This is a genomic window from Paenibacillus sp. EKM212P (assembly GCF_011066115.1).
In the GTDB taxonomy this organism is placed as follows: domain Bacteria; phylum Bacillota; class Bacilli; order Paenibacillales; family Paenibacillaceae; genus Paenibacillus; species Paenibacillus polymyxa_B.
On record NZ_JAAMNR010000042.1, the window covers coordinates 1 to 660 of the forward strand.

1 rRNA gene is annotated in these 660 nt (G+C 53.5%); it reads left to right on the top strand.

What is annotated here, in order from left to right:
• Positions 1-660, top strand: a 23S ribosomal RNA gene (locus G9G54_RS24870); the annotation flags it as partial.

The following is a 660-nucleotide window of genomic DNA, read 5'->3' on the forward strand; positions in this document are numbered from 1 at the left end:
TAGTAGCGAAGGTCATGATCTCAGACTGCCAAGAAAAGCCTCTAGCCAGGAGAAGGTGCCCGTACCGCAAACCGACACAGGTAGGCGAGAAGAGAATTCTAAGGCGCGCGGAAGAACTCTCGTTAAGGAACTCGGCAAAATGACCCCGTAACTTCGGGAGAAGGGGTGCCTCGGTAGGGTGAATAGCCCGAGGGGGCCGCAGTGAAAAGGCCCAAGCGACTGTTTAGCAAAAACACAGGTCTGTGCGAAGCCGCAAGGCGAAGTATACGGGCTGACGCCTGCCCGGTGCTGGAAGGTTAAGGGGAGTGGTAAGCCCTTCGGGGCGAAGCTATGAACCGAAGCCCCAGTAAACGGCGGCCGTAACTATAACGGTCCTAAGGTAGCGAAATTCCTTGTCAGGTAAATTCTGACCCGCACGAATGGCGTAACGACTTGGGCGCTGTCTCAACGAGAGATCCGGTGAAATTTTAATACCTGTGAAGATGCAGGTTACCCGCGACAAGACGGAAAGACCCCATGGAGCTTTACTGCAGCTTGATATTGAATTTGGGTACGATCTGTACAGGATAGGTGGGAGCCGTAGAATCTTGAGCGCCAGCTTGAGAGGAGGCATCCTTGGGATACCACCCTGATCGTATCTAGGTTCTAACTTGGTACCGT